Origin of the sequence: Aquimarina litoralis (genome assembly GCF_019295435.1) — a bacterium.
Lineage (GTDB): Bacteria > Bacteroidota > Bacteroidia > Flavobacteriales > Flavobacteriaceae > Aquimarina > Aquimarina litoralis_A.
The window spans coordinates 1-15705 of record NZ_WEKL01000072.1 but is presented as its reverse complement, the minus strand read 5'-3'; the positions used below and the strand labels follow the sequence as shown (position 1 = coordinate 15705).

Here is a 15705-nt window from a genome sequence, read left to right as displayed (position 1 = left end):
AACTTATCACCAAAAAACATCAAAACGGTAATAAATGTTATGAACTTAAAAACTTAAGCTTTTCTTGAGCCCATCATTTTATTAGTAATATTTCAGAAAAACTGGTTATATATTTTTAAATATTCAAAAAACTTTCAAACCTTTCAGTTTTATAGAGGATCATCATACATGTTATCCACTTAAATAGTATGTTTATGTCTTCAATAAAAGATCTACCAATCTACCACACCAGAGTTATATGAAAAAAACAACCCTACTGATCAATTGTTTAGATAAAAAAGGAATCATTGCTACAGTTACCAATTTCATTTTAGCAAAAAAAGGAAATACCGTATATATCGAACAGCATGTCGACAGAGAACTTGGTGAGTTTTTTATGAGACTGGAATGTGAATTTGATCAGGATGAAGAAAAGTTAGCTTTGTTTAAAGAATCATTTAATAAAGTTGTTGCTGATAATTACAATATGCATTGGGAAATGTATAATGCTGAAAAAAAGCCTAAAATGGCGCTTTTTGTTTCAAAATATGATCATTGTTTGTACGATATTCTAGGAAGGCATGCTTCTGGAGAACTTAAAGCAAAAATACCAATCATCATTAGTAATCATCTTGATCTAAAACCCATTGCTGATAATTTCAATATTCCATTTAAGCATATACCTATTACTAAGGCCAATAAAGCACAGGCAGAAGCTGAACAATTGGCTATTTTGAAAGAGCATAAGATAGACTTTATTGTATTAGCAAGGTATATGCAAATACTTTCGGAAAATTTTGTGAATCAATTTCCAAATAAGATTATTAATATTCACCATTCATTCTTGCCTGCTTTTCCTGGAGCAAAACCTTATCATTCTGCCTATGAACGTGGTGTAAAAATTATAGGAGCTACTAGTCATTATGTGACTTCAGATCTTGATGAAGGACCAATTATAGAACAGGAAGTAGTACGAGTATCTCATATTCATAATGTTCAGGATTTTATTTTGAAAGGAAGAGATTTAGAAAAAATCGTATTGTCTAGAGCAATCAAACATCATATAGAACGAAAAGTATTGGTATACAATAATAAAACTGTTATTTTCTCATAAATTGGATACTTGCAATTTTATACAGTTCCAAAAACAGTTATAAACTATTGAAGGTCATTACACCCTAAAGATGATCCTTTTATCGAATCTTCTCTATTTTTACAAGAAATAATGAAAAGAGATAAAGCGAAAAAAATTAACTTTGAATTCATAAAGAAACGTTATAAACTCAAATCTAATAAGAAAATATGAAATGAGTCATTGTAGCTGGTTGATTATCAATCAAAAATGCTTTTAGGCGAGTTCTTTCTTTCAATAAAAATTTAAAAAAGAATACATGAAAAGATTATTGTTATTTCTAGTTATCATACAGTTTTCAAGTTGTGCAGAATTACAACAAGTAATAGAGAGCCTTCCACAAGATACTGCTGGAGGTGTTGGTCTTAGTAATATTGATATTGGAAATGGCCTAAGACAAGCTTTAGATAAAGGAATAGACAAACAAGTCACAAAACTCACACAAAAAGATGGTTTTTTTAGAAATGAATTGGTAAAAATTGTATTACCTGATGAACTAAAAAAAGTAGATAAAACTTTAAGAGATATTGGTCTTAGTAACCTTGCAGACGAAGGATTAAAAGTATTGAACAGGGCTGCTGAAGATGCTGTAAAGGAAGCAACACCCATTTTTGTAAATGCGGTAAAACAGATCACCTTTAATGATGCAAAACAAATCTTATTAGGAAATCAAGACGCCGCTACTCAATACCTAAGAGGGACTACAAAATCAGCTTTATATTCAAAGTTTAGTCCAGTTATTAAAAACTCTTTATCCAAAGTAGGAGCTGATCGTATTTGGTCTAATATTATCAATAAATACAATACTGTTCCTTTTACAAGCAAAGTAAATCCAGATCTTACAGACTATGTTACTACAGAAGCACTAGACGGAGTATATACCATGATTGCTGTTGAGGAAGGAGAAATAAGGACGAAATTGAGTTCAAGAACAACGGACTTATTGCGAAAAGTTTTTGCTCTTCAAGACAGAAGATAGCGGTACAGAAAGAATACCCCTACATCTTGCACACTTTATCTAATCTAGTGTAGCTTTCAACGATTTTCAAAATTTTTTAGAAAAATTCACATTTTTATTTAATTTATAGATTTAATAACAAACAATAATCTTTTTTTATAAGAATACTAAAACCCTTCTCTTGAAGTGGCTTACATATTCTCAAAACCTGGCTACCGTTTTTAAGGGGGTAATCCTATTGTAGGAATTTTTTAATTGAGAGATTCATTTAATTTCGCGTCCGATTTAAATAGCCCTCAATGAAAAACTTAATCAAGCTTAGCGTAGCCTTAGCTATGTTGGTATGCTCTGGATTTATCCAGGCCCAAGAAAAAACAATAACCGGAACAGTTACTGATCCTTCTGGAATTCCACTTCCGGGAACAAATATTTTAGTAAAAAATACTGATAACGGAGAACTAACCGATTTCGATGGTAACTACACTATCAAAGCAAAAATTGGTGATACACTTATATTTTCTTATGTAGGTTTCGAAACTCAAGAAATTATAGTATCCTCATCTTCAGTGATCAATATATCACTTAAAGATACTATAGAAGGATTAGATCAAGTTGTAATAATAGGATATGGTAGTTCCTCTAAAAAACAGATCACCACTAGTGTTGCAAGTATAAAAGCAGACGGAATAGGAGATATTAATACTCCAAGTATCCAATCTTTAATGACAAGTAAAGTTACCGGAGTTCAAATAACTCAGCTTTCGGGAAGAGTTGAATCTGGAATAAAAGTAAGGGTAAGAGGTGTTTCTACAATTGGCGCATCTCAAGAACCATTATATGTTTTAGATGGAGTACCACTCATTAATGATGATGAATCTATAAATAACTCTCCTATCAATCCATTAATAGGTCTTAATCCAAATGATATTGAATCAATAGATTTCCTGAAAGATGCTTCTTCAGCAGCTATCTATGGAGCCAGAGGAACTAATGGAGTTATCATAATCACTACTAAAAAAGGTAAAGCAGAAAATACGAGAGTAACTTTGAACACAGCTTCAGGATGGAACTTTGCTACCAACAAAAGAGAGTATTTAGACGCTGAACAATATGTTGATTTCTACACTGAAGCTGCACTAAACAGCGGAATTTCATTAAGTGAGATCGAAAGTACATTTGATCAATTAGCTTTAGGAAGAGATTGGAGAAATAACGAAGTTGATACAGATTGGCAAGATCTTGCATTAGTGGAAGGTATCACTCAGGATATCGATGTATCAGCTTCTGGTGGAAATAAAAATCTCACTTATTTTGTTTCTACTTCATACAACAAAACTGAAGGGATTATTCTTGGAAATGAATTAGATAGATATACCTTACGCGCTAAAGTAGATGCAGACATTACTAAAAAATCAAAAATTGGAGTTAATATAAATATCTCTAAAGTAACAATTGACCGTATATCTAATGATAATGCTTTTATCTCACCACTTCAATCCATAGCGCAATCACCACTTACGCCTGCACTTTTGGAAGACGGAACAGCTAATGTAGATGGAAATTCTACCTTATTTCAAAATTTCTTAGGACAGGAACAAACGGGAAGATTTGTTACTGATATTTGGAGAACTACAGCCAATTTGTATGGTGATTTCTATATCAATGATTATTTACGGCTTAAATCCGAAGTTGGTTATGATTCCAATAATCAAAATGCAGAAAGGTTCTCTGGAAGCTTAACCGAATTTGCTTCAGCAGGAGGCGTTGGTACTGTTAGTAATGCTATTACAGAACGATACATTTTAACAAACTATCTGACGTATAAGCGTAACCTTGGTGATATTCTAGATTTTTCCGCAACACTTGGAGGTAGTTTTGAAGAAACCAATCGTAAAAGTCAATTCACAATAGGGCAAGGTTTCCCATCAGATGATCTACAAACCTTAGATAATGCAGTTTTAATAACGAATGGAGGATCCAACAAAACTAAATATAACTTTCTATCCTATTTTGCAAGGTCCCGTTTTTCTATTGCTGAAAAATACCTTCTAAACTTAAGTATACGTCGTGACGGTTCTTCTAGATTTGGTCAGGATTCTCAATTCGGATGGTTTCCTGCCGCCTCTGCTGCATGGATAGTGAGTAATGAACGATTTCTAAACAATTCTTACTTCTTAAGTAATTTAAAATTAAGAGGAAGTTGGGGTATTACAGGAAATGCAGAAATTGGAGATTTTGCAAGTAAAGATCTTTATGGAGTCACTACCTATAACGAAAGACTTGGAGTATCACCAATACAAATAGGAGATAACGAATTAAGGTGGGAAAAAACAACGCAATATGACTTAGGTGTAGATTTTGGTTTATTTAATAATGTTATTTCAGGAGAGTTTGATTATTACAATAAAACGACAAACAATTTATTATTCAACCAACCAATTCCTGGCACTTCTGGCTTTACCTCTGTAGTTAGAAATATCGGGGAAATAGTAAATAAAGGATTTGAAGTTAGTCTGAACGGAAGAATTATCTCTAAACCCTCTGTAACTTGGAATATCGGCGCACTTTTTACCAAAAATATAAACGAAGTTACGGATCTACCTAGTGGTGATATTATAGACGGAGTGAATATTATCAGAAAAGGAGAAACTTTATCTTCATTTTATCTTTATGAATATGCTGGTGTAGATCCAACTAATGGAGATGCTTTATTTTACACGAACACTTTAAATGCAGATGGATCATTAGACAAATCCACTACTAATAATATAGCAGATGCCAATAGGATTGTAACAGGAAATCCTTTTCCTGAATATCAAGTTGGCCTTACAAATACCTTAAAAGTAAATGGGTTTGATTTCCAATTTACATTTCAAGGAGAGTTTGGAGCCTCCATCTTCGATCAAGCAGGTAAATTCTCTTCCGGAAACGGTAAATTCTTTGATAATCAAACTATCGATCAATTAGACAGATGGCAAAATCCAGGTGATATCACAGATGTTCCGCAAGCAAGGCTAAATCAGGATAACGGACAAGCTGATTCTACTCGTTACCTACAAGAAGCTGATTTTATTAGATTGAGAAATATTACACTAGGATATACTATCAATCCTATCTTCTCTAAAAAAATCTTTTTAGAGAAAGTACGATTCTATTTTAGCGGTCTTAATTTATTTACTATCACCGATTATGATGGATATGATCCAGAATCTACAGCAGATTTTAATGGAAATTCTGGGGTAAGAACTGGTATCTCCTTCTACTCTGCTCCACCAGCAAAAACATACTCATTAGGTATCAATATAGAGTTTTAAAAAAATGATTAAAACTAATATATCAGATCATAACCCAAAAGTTAAGAAAGAAATGAAAATATATATAAAAATACTACTAATCCTAACTATCACACTAACCCATATAGGCTGTGAAAATAGATTGGATACAGAACCAGAACAATCACTAACATCAGAAAACGCTTTTGATACTCCAGAGAAAGTAATAAACATACTAATTGGAACCTATGCCCAAGCTGGACAAGGAGCCAGTTATGGTGGGCAGTTATATACTATTGCCGAACTACTTGCAAACGATCTAGAGCTAAAATGGAATGGTACTTTTACCGATCCTGGTGAGTTTAACAATAAAGTCATAAATACTAATAATACTTTTGTGGCTAACTTGTGGCTAAATGGATATGATATCAGCAATCAAGCGAACATTGTGTTGGATAATTTAGATGTTTTTGATAATCTGGATAGAAGGAATTCTGTAGAAGGTCAAGCTAAATTTTTAAGAGCAGTTACCTATTTTGATTTACTACGTTTTTTCTCGAAACACAATAATAATAGTATAAATAATGGTGAACTGGGTGTTCCAATTGTGAGAGAACCTGTTATACAACTAGAAGATGTCACTTATCCATCTAGAAATACCATCGGTGAAGTATATGATTTTATCATAAATGATCTAGAAGATGCTATCGTATTGTTACCTGAGACTAATGGTGTGTTTGCTTCTTCGCTTGCTGCTAAATCATTACTGGCCAGAATATATTTACAAATAGGTAATTATGAACGAGCAAGAGATTTATCCAATGAAGTAATCCAATCTGGTCAATATATACTTACCGAAAATCTTGATGACACTTATAATAATGATGACAACTCTACTGAGGATATTTTCGCTTGGCAGGTAACAGATTCTGATGGTACAAATAGTATGAACACATTCTGGGCTACTGATAGGTTTGGAGGAAGACCAGGAAATCCGGATATCTCAATTGAAGGTGCTTTCTTTAGAATATTTGATGATGTTAATGATGCAAGAGGAGGTTATTTTTATATTGATTCTGAAACTGGATCTGGAATAGCTTCTTATAAATGGATATTTGGTAATGCGAACATTCCATTCATTAGATTAGCCGAAATGTATTTAATTAGAGCTGAGTCTAATTTTATTCTGAACACTACAATTGGAGAGACTCCACTAAACGATGTCAATACTGTAAGAAATAGATCAAACGCTTTTGCATTAACTGATGTAACTTATGTAGATATCATCCTAGAAAGATTGCGCGAATTATCTTTTGAAGGCCACAAATTACATGATTTTAAAAGACTAGAAATTTCTATTGGAGAATTAGCTTTTGATGATAATAGATTAGTATTACCTATACCTCAAAGAGAAATGAACATCAACCCCAATTTAAGGCAAAACGACGGATACTAAAATAACTCGCTTGATTACCTAAAAAAAAGGATCGTGTAATTAAATTTATACGATCCTTTTTTAGTATTGTATTAGATAAACTTAACTTAGTATTAAGAACCTAGCGTTTTCTTAACTAATACTTTTGCATTAAAAGTAAAGGAAAAGAAAATGTTTTATTGGTCTAAGGAGAAATCAGATCTTGAAAAGCTGCAGAAACGCTATTGTCGTTTGATGAAAAGCTCTTATACGATTGCACTAAAAGACAAAGAAAAGAGTGATAGTATCAATGAGGAAGCGAGCAGAGTTTTGATAGAAATCAAAAAGTTAGCACCTCAAAAATCCTAAAGCGATAGTTCCTATTACTTACCAAACTGGCCTAAGAAAGCAAGTGATTCTTCATTGAAAACTTCTGGCTGCTCTACATTTACAACATGACCAGAGTTTTTAACCACAAAAAGATTCGAAAATTGATGGATTGAAACTACTTTTCTAATGGAAGGTAAGAACAAATAATCCTCTTCACCCATTACATATAACGTAGGTATTTTAATATCCTTATCCCTAAAAAATCGTAATAAAGGATTAATCTCTGATGTCAGTCTAAACCATCTTACAAACTCTTTTTGATATAGTTTTTTAGCCTCATTTGCAAAAAGTATTCTAGATTGTTTGTGGTTCTTTTTAGGCATTATTATAAAAGCAAAAAACTTATATAAAAACATATAAGGAATCACAGATTTAAAGACAATCCCTAGTTTCATCAACACTTGGGATCTAAAATTGAGTTTCATAATGGCACCACCCATGATCATACTTTCTACTCGATCAGGACACTTTTCTGCAAGGTTTCTTATCAAAATCGTACCTAACGAAATCCCAATAAAATGCGATGATTGAATTTTTTCTTTATCTATAACCTCTACAATATCATCTGTAATAGAATCAAAAGTATATTTTGAATTAAAAGCATCTTTAATCCCAGGCTTAGAGTTTCCATGTCCTCTTAAATCTAGTAACAGTACATTATAATGTTTCCTAAACTCTCGTACCTGTTTGAACCAAATAGAGGAACTACCTCCTGCTCCATGAACAAAAGTTACCCATTTTGGATTGGTAGGGTGATGATATATAGAATAATTGAGCATAAACTGACTAAGGGTGTAAAGATAACTACTTATAATACACTATTTAAAGTGTATTAACAATATTTAATGGATTGTTCAAGGTATAAAACCTTAATGAAGTGTTCGAAAATAGGTAAATKCCTTTGTAAGTCGGGATCCATACCATGAAAAATATTCTCCATCTACTAATACAGCTTTTGCGCCTGCTACTATTTTTTCTAATTCTTGTATATGTTTTTCAGAAAAAGGAAAAGGCTCTGATGAAAGTAAAATCAGATCGATATCCTGTACAGAAGATAACTTTTCTTCAGTGATTTCGGGATATCGCTCTTCATGTCCATATATATTTATGAAGCCATTCATTTTTAATAAGTAATCAATAAAAGTTCCTTTCCCAGCAACCATCCATGGTTTTCTCCAAATAAAGTAAGCCACTTTTTTCTTAGGTTTATTTTTTACAAAATTTAAAAAGCTTTTAACCTCTGCATCAATCTCCAAAGTCATTTTTTTAGCAGTAGTCTCTATATTAAAAATCATTCCATACTGATGAATTAACTCCATCGCTTCTTCTACAGTACTAATATCCGAAACATGAACTGGATATTTTTCTTCCAATGCTTCTACAATCTCCTTTGTATTTTCTTCTTTATTACAAAGAATAATATCCGGATTTAACGCTTGTATTTTATTTAAATGAATTTGTTTCGTCCCTCCAACAATGGATTTTTCTTTTCTAATTTCTGTAGGATGCACACAAAATTTAGTTACCCCTACTATATAATCCTCTAATCCTAAAGAAACTAATAACTCCGTTTGAGAAGGAACCAGGGAAATTATCCTTCTAGGTATAGTTGGCAATTCAACATCCCTTTGCATTTGATCTTTATAAATCATAGTATCGAACACAGACCATTATCATCTAAAAAAACAGTCTTAATAAAATTATAATTCCTTAAACATTAACCATTTAAATTAGGAATTCCTACAAAAAACAAGTAAATTGTAAGAAAGAGTTTTAATTTAAATTTTTGGGGCTATGGATTCAATAATACTTAACATTATGATCTATTGCTGTTTGGCGTTTTTTGTATTTTTTATTGCATATGGGCTAGTAGGATATGCAAAAGAAGTATTTAAGGCCAACAGACGATAATTGATCTTTATTTGAAGCAAAAAAGGAAATTGAATTTGAATTTAGTTTCCTTTTTTATTTCATATTATTTAATATTTCTTCCATTTGTCCTTGTAGTTCTTTAGCCTTTTCTGCAGCCGCTTTATCAAAATCAGAACCATTGGAAGCATAAATAATTCCTCTAGATGAATTAATTAGCAAACCAATCTGATCATTTATTCCATATTTACAAACATCTTGCAACTTCCCTCCTTGCGCTCCAACACCAGGTACTAGTAAAAAACTATCTGGAACAATTTTTCTTATTTCCTCTAAAAACTCAGCTTTCGTTGCTCCTACCACATACATAAGGTTTTGGCTATTATCCCATTTCAAGGAAGCTCCTAATACTTCTTGATATAATGGAGTATTATGTTGTAAAAGCTTCATTTGAAAATCAAAAGCACCTTGATTAGAAGTTAATGCAAGCATAATAGTATGCTTACCTTCAAACGCCAAAAAGGGTTCTACTGAATCTTTACCCATATAAGGAGCGACTGTCACCGAATCAAATGCTAAATCTTCGAAAAAAGCTTTGGCATACATAGCACTAGTGTTCCCAATATCACCACGTTTTGCATCCGCAATGGTAAATATTTCAGGATGATTCGTATTCAAATATTGAATTGTTTTTTCCAAAGATCTCCATCCTTTTAATCCATATGCTTCATAAAAAGCAGTATTCGGTTTATAGGCAACTGCTAAATGATGTGTAGCATCTATAATCTTTTTATTAAACTCGAAAATCGGATCTTCTGTATCCAACAAATACGCCGGTATTTTGGTAAGGTCAACATCCAAACCAATACAAAGAAAGGATTTCTTTTTCCAAATTTGATCAACCAGTTCTTGGGTAGTCATTATATTTTTCTATTTAAACGTGATATGCTTATTCTTTTCCATCTACGTATGCCTGCAGATACTTATATCTTTCGGTCAATTTACCATCCTGTGTCATACGTGCTCGCTCTAAGACTCCATCTTTGTCATTATTAAAAAAAGCAGGAATCACATGCTCTAAAAACATACTACCAAATCCTTCGCTAGCATCTTTTGGCAACTCGCAAGGTAAATTATCCACAGCCATTACAACAATTGCTTCTGGATCTTTAAAATCTATTTCTTCTTCTTTTTGAGGGTGATACCCATAAATTGGATCTGCGATTGTTGATGGTCTTATTGTGGTAGCCACAGGTCCATCAATATCACAAGAAACATCTGCCACAACTTTTATATTAAAATCTTTAGATTTTGCATCTTCTCGAGTATAAATAAAAGGAGCTCCATCCCCAAAAAAGTGTCCTGCAATATACAGATCACTCACCTTAGCAAATCTCATAAAATCACTTACGTATTGCTCCGGATTATCGTAGAAATCTTTCTTATCAAGTACTGCTCCGTCTTTACGCTTATTGTAATCTAAAACATCAATTTGAGTATAAACAGGTTCATCAAATTCATTTGCTAAATACTCTTGTACAGAAACTTCTTTAATGTTCATGACATCCAGAATTTCCTTAGCACCTCCTCCTACTTTACCTTTTCCAGTTAAAACAATTTTAATATTTGGTAAATCAATTTTGGATAATTCTTGTTCCAGTGCTTTCTGATCTGGTAATGTTTCTGCTTTTGGTAGATGAAAACTTTCATTTTTCAACCCAAAGGCTCTAAAACCATTATAAGCTCCTACAATTCCGGCATATCTCCCAAATCCAATTAATCTCCATCCGCTTGGATTCACTATTACTTCATGATCATAGAGTTCTATATTTTTATCAAGAATCGCACGCAGTAATTTCCTGTTGTATGGTTGTTTTTTTATGGTATGTGAAAAGAAAAAATATTTTCTATTTGGAATCAATGCATCGATCGGAACTTCTTTTACGCCTAATAATACTTCACAACTACTTACATCATCTGTGATCTCAAAACCAGCTGCTTCATAATCTGAATCTTTAAAAATTCTAATATCCGAGCTTTCTACTGTAAAAGAAGCTTCTGGAAATTTGGTCATTGTGTCATTCAAACCTTGCGGAGAAAAGACTACGCGACGATCTGGCGGGTTTTTTCGTTCTTTGATGATTCCAAATGTAGTCATATAGCTTTGGTATATAATTTGTTTATGTAAAAGCGCGGCTAAGATATGACAATTATGATTATCTTTGCCAACCATTTTGGTATTCAAAAGAAGTTTCTAAGATCAATTTAACTTTAAATGAGTGCCTTAAGAAAAATTATCGGGGTCGACTGGTTTTGACAGCGAGATTAATGGAGCGGTAAGCACGTCGAGCGCTGGAATATAGCTCGTAAATATCATGTTTCATCTTTTTTAAACGGCGAGAATAACTACGCCCTAGCTGCATAATCTGAATTATAGTAAGATAGTGCCTCGGTTCGCTAGGCGAACAAGCAGGATACCTCTCAAGAGCCTTGGTTTGCGGCGATTGGTTATGAGGTATCGTAAAAGTAAACCTAGAAGTTATAGTGTCTTGATATAATTTCGAAATTTAATTAAGAATAAGCGATAGGTTGGCAGTCTTTGGTCTTTCTTATCGACGAAAATTAAACAAGGACTAAGCGTGTAGAAAGCTGTTGTATTACTTGTTTGGACGAGGGTTCGAATCCCTCCGACTCCACCTTCAAAAACCACCTTCGGGTGGTTTTTTTGTGAATTAAGAGATTCGGCCAATGCATTAGCTGACTCCTAGGTTAAATTGATCCAATGGATCAGTTCTTAACACTACAGACTTCTCAAAAACTAAGTCAGGATATTTTTTTATTTACCCCTCCTCAGAAGGATCTTTACAGCCACATGGAAGCTCATTACGATACTCGCAATACAATTTGATTTTCATGTTTTTATCACCTTTATGTGTTTGATAAAAATCCTTTAGATTAACACTATATGTTTTTTTCCCGTTGACCATAAAATATATTTCATGATGAAATAAAATATCATTAAGAATAGTCACCTCACAATCCAAAAATTGTTTGCTTTGATCTGGAGTCAATTCATCTTCATAATATGGTAAAAACAATTTCTTTAATGGTGCTATATTTTTATTAAGTGCTCCAATTCCAGATGCTCCTTGAGCACTCTGATAATCGCTTTTATCCAACCATGGAAAATCTTTACATACTACTTTGAAAGGTACAATATCAACTTTCCATAAATCAAAAGACTTATCAAAATCCACCTGGATATATTGGATCTTCATTAGTTTTAAAATATCATAATCCAAAAATACTTGTTGAACAGGCTTATTTCCATCAAAAGAAAATTCATCTGGGGTAACTATTCCAACATCATATTGAGCATCCGGGACAGGATTTCCTTTACTATCTCTTAAAAACACTGGCGGTGACGCTATGTAATATTTAGACACATAGTAAGGAGCATTGGTTTTTTTATCTATTCGATAACCATAAGGAATATTTTCGAATACCTGGTTTCTTGTTTCCCATTCCAAACCTTTTGAAGAACCACTCCAATTTTCAATATTTTGATTAGAAATTATAGTATTACAACCATACAAAGTTACCCCTTGTTGATTATACTTTTCTTGTGGTTTAATCTTAGAAGTCCCTAGATTAAAATTTACATAACCTGTAGTTTTAGAAGGAATAGTGTCTTGGGGATACAGCATTGAGGAAAATAGTGCTACTATTATTACTTTATATAAAAGTTGTTTCATAGAATCTGATACCTAATTTAGTATTTTTATACTTAAAAGTACGGTTTTTTCCGCAAGTTAGAAATCCCATTTTATGAATAAGTTCATCAAATATCAAATGATTACAATGTGTTCTAATTTTTAAAAATTACGAAAAAGATATACATCAAACTGTTTAGAATAATACTATAAAAAACATAAAGAATCTTCACCGAACATCTACTCCATCTTTTCCTTTATAAAATCTTTTCAGCTCAATTCTATTTCCTACAGAAACCTTCATCACATAAAGTCCTTCTAAAAGAGATGTAATATCAATTTCACGATCCTGATGAAGATTTTTTTGGATTCTTATAAAACCGGATTCGTCCATTATCTTGATCAACATAGGTTCTTTTATATCAGATATGATGGTAATCGACTGATCAGCTGCGGTTGCTTTCAACTCTATAGAAGAGGTGTTTTCATTAGAAGAAGTAACTAATTCTCCAATATTTAAATGATTCCTAGGATATAATGTACCTACACTTATAACTACGATTAAAACAAGTAATATTTTTTTCATTTTTTATTTTTAAGATACTCATTTACAATAAATTAATGGGTTAAAAAAAATATAAAAGATTCAAATAGCTGTATTTTTTGAAATGATCATATAAAACCACTACGAAGAATAACTTTAAGTATCAAAAAAAACAGTATGTATTGCGGTATTGTTAATATAAAGAGCATTTAACAATCATAACAAATCAAACTTTCATAGTAAAAATAGTTTGATTTTAGGAATTTTGATAAATAAAATACAAGTATAAAAGAGTAAAAATGAATAGAAAACATCCATATTACCTCATCAATGAATAAAAACACAAGTAAGTTTTAACCTACTTATTTTCAAGATAAGCCTTAAAAGTATTAATACTTTAAAACCTATTAAAACACTAGAGTATTCGTTTTTTTACCGCATATAAGTTAGCAATAACATTCATTTTTCGTTTTGTAAAATCTAAAGATATTGAGCTAATAAAATCATATTTATATCGAAAAGTTATGCTAAGGTGAATTTGAGAACGAAATAAAATATAACTTTATAAGGTTCACACACAAACGTAACCCGAATGAAAACCACCAGCCACTCCCAAAAGTATTTTTTCGTAAAAAAGACATGTTTTTCTCATCAACACAAATATTCACCTAATTAGCTTTTATAGCCTTATTACCATACCGTTTACTTATTAAGTTCGACAATACATCAAACCGAACCCGATACATTGTTGAATTCACTTTTAAATTCCATAATAACTATGAAAGAATTTAGTGTTATTGTGGCATATGATGATCCCTTAAAAAGATTGGGGATCAAAGCCATGTTAGAAGCCCCAAAAGACATGAAATTTAACTTATATGAAGATATAAGTGATCTAGAAAAACTTAGAAAGGTTATCGTCAATAGTCAACCCGATTTTATTGTTATTGATGCAACTCTTAATTCTAATAATTCTGGTATTGATCTTGCAAAATRTAMCAAATTACATTCTAGTAGAACCAGAATTGTTATGATGGCCTTTACTTTAGAAGATTGGTTAATTAAAGAGCTAAAAGAATTAGAAATCAAATGGCTTCTTTATAAAGCCGACACTGTAGAAAATATTACGAAATGTGCTGGTCGAGCCATCCAAAACAAACCCTACATCAGTAGATTATTTAGAGAATCTTGGTGGAAAGAAGAAGGCAATCCAATTCCAAGTGTATCAGATAAATCTTATCACAAATTATCCAAAACTGAAGTCAAAATATTGAACCAAGTAGCTTTAGGTAAAACTAATAAAGAAATAGCGCTTGATTTATTTAAAAGTGAAAAAACCATCAAGAATCATCGTCAAAATATTTGCAAAAAACTGCAAATAACAGGAAGCAACGCACTTTTTAAATATACCATGAGGTTAAAGGATGTATATCATTAAAATAGCACCATTTATCTAGGACAAAAACAAAAATGAGCACTTGTGCCCATGTTTTTCATTCGGAGAGTTTCTAATTTTCAATTCGAAAACTAACTACTCTAAACACAATGAAAAACACTACACTACAAACCATATTGGTTTTACTGTGGTTTATATCACTAACGCATGCTCAAGAACTAATTCTCAAACAAAATGAACAGATTTATAGCAAAAAGTTCAATGATAAAAACAGTACACTAAAACACAATATTACAACTTTACACTCCATACCACAGATTGATCGTATTGCAAGAAACTCAAACGATATTTCTAACAAATTTGAAGCAAGTCCTAACTATGATTTCTTTCAAGGCTTACAAAGCCCTTTCCATCCAGATATATGGATTTATATGGAAAGAGAACAAATCGGTGGTGCCTTTCGGTTACATAAAATAAATCTAAAAACGAATAGTAGAACGACTCTTTTGGCTAAGGCAAATAAGGAAAGAAAAGATAAAGCCCTAAAACCAATTGCATGGACTAACGATCCTACTAAAATCCTTGTTGAAGAACTATACTTAGATGCTGCAGAAGAGCATGAAGGTATATTTATCTATGATATAGAAACTAAAGAATCTCAAAAGATCCACTTACCTTTTCAATATACCAAAACTCCTTTGCTTTCTCCAAAGCGTAATAAGCTCATTTTTTCGGGATCTACACAGTCAAAAATCGATTACCTTCATGGTATCTCAGATATAGTTTATGAATATGATATAGATTCAAAGGAGAATACGGTTATTTTCAAAACCAAAGGAAAGCATATTGACATAGTAGGTTGGAAGATCAATTCAAAAACCAGTAAACAGCAATATACTAACAATAAATCAGCGTTATCATATTATTTACCTTGGGATTTTGGAAAAGAAAATTGTGTGTCTCGACATGGAACTCCTGGTCCTACGGGATCTCATAGTCCCGTTGGGCAATGTGGATATTTCACACCTGGTGGTCATC

13 protein-coding genes and 1 other RNA gene are annotated in these 15705 nt (G+C 32.2%); 8 read left to right on the top strand and 6 right to left on the bottom strand.

What is annotated here, in order from left to right:
* Window positions 1-238 precede the first annotated feature (238 nt).
* The 5 genes from purU to GBO31_RS22390 all read left to right on the top strand — a co-directional run bounded on the left by purU (window position 239) and on the right by GBO31_RS22390 (window position 7124).
* Window positions 239-1093 carry a formyltetrahydrofolate deformylase gene (gene purU / locus GBO31_RS22410; RefSeq protein WP_219010822.1) on the top strand — a complete coding sequence of 285 codons (855 nt, stop codon included), beginning with the start codon at window positions 239-241 and terminating at the stop codon, window positions 1091-1093.
* Between the two features lie 277 nt (window positions 1094-1370).
* Window positions 1371-2090: a DUF4197 domain-containing protein gene (locus tag GBO31_RS22405; protein ID WP_219010820.1), complete on the top strand. Its 720-nt coding sequence runs from the start codon at window positions 1371-1373 to the stop codon at window positions 2088-2090.
* Between the two features lie 278 nt (window positions 2091-2368).
* Complete coding sequence (locus GBO31_RS22400; RefSeq protein WP_219010819.1) at window positions 2369-5383, top strand: SusC/RagA family TonB-linked outer membrane protein; 3015 nt, start codon at window positions 2369-2371, stop codon at window positions 5381-5383.
* 52 nt (window positions 5384-5435) lie between these two features.
* The gene (locus GBO31_RS22395; protein ID WP_219010818.1) at window positions 5436-6797 is read left to right on the top strand and encodes a RagB/SusD family nutrient uptake outer membrane protein; all 1362 of its coding nucleotides are present in this window, start codon (window positions 5436-5438) and stop codon (window positions 6795-6797) included.
* Window positions 6798-6947: 150 nt separating this feature from the next.
* On the top strand, window positions 6948-7124 hold the full coding sequence (locus GBO31_RS22390) for a Lacal_2735 family protein (RefSeq protein WP_219010817.1): 177 nt from the start codon (window positions 6948-6950) through the stop codon (window positions 7122-7124).
* Window positions 7125-7138: 14 nt separating this feature from the next.
* On the opposite strand, the gene GBO31_RS22385 is transcribed toward GBO31_RS22390, so the two are convergent.
* The 4 genes from GBO31_RS22385 to GBO31_RS22370 form a co-directional block, all read right to left on the bottom strand.
* On the bottom strand, window positions 7139-7924 hold the full coding sequence (locus GBO31_RS22385; RefSeq protein ID WP_219010816.1) for an alpha/beta fold hydrolase: 786 nt from the start codon (window positions 7922-7924) through the stop codon (window positions 7139-7141).
* 90 nt (window positions 7925-8014) lie between these two features.
* Window positions 8015-8779: an ABC transporter substrate-binding protein gene (locus GBO31_RS22380; RefSeq protein ID WP_246615961.1), complete on the bottom strand. Its 765-nt coding sequence runs from the start codon at window positions 8777-8779 to the stop codon at window positions 8015-8017.
* 331 nt (window positions 8780-9110) lie between these two features.
* Complete coding sequence (gene pyrF / locus GBO31_RS22375; RefSeq protein ID WP_219010814.1) at window positions 9111-9935, bottom strand: orotidine-5'-phosphate decarboxylase; 825 nt, start codon at window positions 9933-9935, stop codon at window positions 9111-9113.
* Window positions 9936-9963: 28 nt separating this feature from the next.
* Complete coding sequence (locus GBO31_RS22370) at window positions 9964-11172, bottom strand: NAD(P)-dependent oxidoreductase (RefSeq protein ID WP_219010813.1); 1209 nt, start codon at window positions 11170-11172, stop codon at window positions 9964-9966.
* 141 nt (window positions 11173-11313) lie between these two features.
* Between GBO31_RS22370 and ssrA the strand changes: the two genes are divergently transcribed.
* Window positions 11314-11713, top strand: a transfer-messenger RNA (tmRNA) gene (gene ssrA / locus GBO31_RS22365).
* Between the two features lie 141 nt (window positions 11714-11854).
* On the opposite strand, the gene GBO31_RS22360 is transcribed toward ssrA, so the two are convergent.
* Both GBO31_RS22360 and GBO31_RS22355 read right to left on the bottom strand, forming a co-directional pair.
* Entirely contained in the window at window positions 11855-12769 is a 915-nt protein-coding gene (locus GBO31_RS22360) for a hypothetical protein (protein WP_219010812.1), read from the bottom strand.
* A 187-nt stretch (window positions 12770-12956) separates the two neighbouring features.
* A complete protein-coding gene (locus GBO31_RS22355) occupies window positions 12957-13313 on the bottom strand; it encodes a T9SS type A sorting domain-containing protein (protein WP_219010811.1) in 357 nt (118 codons plus the stop codon).
* A gap of 736 nt (window positions 13314-14049) precedes the next feature.
* On the opposite strand from GBO31_RS22355, the gene GBO31_RS22350 reads away from it, so the two are divergent.
* Both GBO31_RS22350 and GBO31_RS22345 read left to right on the top strand, forming a co-directional pair.
* Window positions 14050-14709, top strand: a complete 660-nt coding sequence (locus tag GBO31_RS22350; protein ID WP_219010810.1) for a response regulator transcription factor — start codon at window positions 14050-14052, stop codon at window positions 14707-14709.
* 107 nt (window positions 14710-14816) lie between these two features.
* On the top strand, window positions 14817-15705 hold an 889-nt coding region (locus GBO31_RS22345), incomplete at its 3' end, for a hypothetical protein (RefSeq protein ID WP_219010808.1).